Consider the following 1,641-nt stretch of genomic DNA (forward strand, 5'->3'; position numbering starts at 1 on the left):
AGTCTACGCTTAATTGCTCCAAGCTTGTTTGAACAGACGCTGTTGTTTCATTATCTACCTGAGTTATTAATTCTGTCAGAGTTGGAGTTAATTTTTGGTTGATTTCTACAGGAGGTATCAGGAAATCGAGTGGTAGTAGTTTACCGAAAATACTTTTATTTATCCACTCTACTTCATACAAACAATTTTCTATTGATATAGTTACTGCTGCTAATTGTTCCTGGTATTGTTTGGCTAATGCGTCTAATATTTATGGTAAAAGTTTCAGTTTTTCTGGTGGTAAATTGAATACGGTTTCTAGTTGTTGAGTGAGAGCTTCTGTTTTTCCTTGAGTAAGTAGTTTAATAATTGGAATCTCACTAATATTTTCTGTGTTTTGTTCTACTTCCTGTTGTTTGTCTGCTGTTTCCACCCAATAACGTTCCCGTTGGAATGGATATGTTGGCAATGCTACTTTCTGACGACTATAGTCTGAGTCAAATCCTGACCAATCTATTTTTATCCCTTTTACATACAATTGCCCTAAGCTTGATAACATTTGTTGCCACTCATCCACTCCCGGACGCAATGAGGGCAACCATTCTCCTATGTCTTCTGTTACACATTGCCTTCCCATCCCTAACAATATTGGTTTTGGTCCGATTTCTAGGAAGGTTTCATATCCTTGCTCCTCTAGAGTTTTCATACTTTGGGCAAATTTTACTGGTTGACGCACATGACGCACCCAATATTCAGCAGTTGTTATTTCTTTACCTACTTCAGTACCTGTAACGTTTGATATTAGTGGTATTTTTGGTTGATTATAGGTGACTTGTTTGGCTACTGCTTCAAATTCTGTTAACATTGGTTCCATTAATGGGGAGTGGAAGGCATGGGACACCTGTAATTGTTTGGTCTTAATTCCCAGATTTTTTAATTTATCACAAATAGTTGCTATAGCTCCACTCTCACCTGAAATTACTATACTTTCTGAACCATTAACTGCTGCTATTGTTACTTGGGAAGTATATTCTTTTATGGCCTCTGTTACCTCAGATTCTGATACCATTACTGATACCATCTCTCCACCGGAGGGTAACTTTTGCATCAACTTTCCTCGCATGGCGATTAATTTTAGACCATCTTCTAAACTAAATACTCCTGCTATGCAAGCGGCCACATATTCTCCTACACTATGACCCATCACCACATTAGGTTTAATTCCCCATGATTCCCATAATTTAAACAGGGCGTATTCTATGGCGAATATCGCGGGTTGGGTGTAAGCTGTTTGATCTAATAAAGAATCACTTGACTTTTGTGCATCTTTAGGGTAAATGATTTCTAATAGAGGTACTTCTAAAGATTCTTTCAGAATTTTATGGCATTGGTCTAGTATTTTCTGAAATGTCGGTTGAGTCTCATATAATTGTCGTCCCATATCTACATATTGAGACCCCTGCCCAGTAAATAAAAAGGCTATTTTTGTCCTAGTTTGGCTTGTTAGTTGTCCTGAACAGATGCCTGCAACATCCTCTCCCTGTTTGTATTGTTTGAGTTTCTCTATTAACTCTTGTTTATCAGATGTAACCACAGCTAATCTATAGTCAAATTCGGCTCTACCGATGTTGGCTGTGTAGCAAATATCTCCTAAATTATTAA

2 protein-coding genes are annotated in these 1,641 nt (G+C 37.5%); both read right to left on the reverse strand.

Annotated elements, in window-relative coordinates; all coding sequences use genetic code 11:
* Positions 1 to 181, reverse strand: a 181-nt coding sequence (locus F6K49_RS46920) for a hypothetical protein (RefSeq protein WP_293109342.1), incomplete at its 3' end; no start/stop codon positions are given.
* A 69-nt stretch (positions 182 to 250) separates the two neighbouring features.
* The coding region (locus tag F6K49_RS46925) for an acyltransferase domain-containing protein (protein WP_293109344.1) at positions 251 to 1,641 on the reverse strand (1,391 nt) is incomplete at its 5' end.

It is taken from the genome of Moorena sp. SIO3I6, from assembly GCF_010672095.1.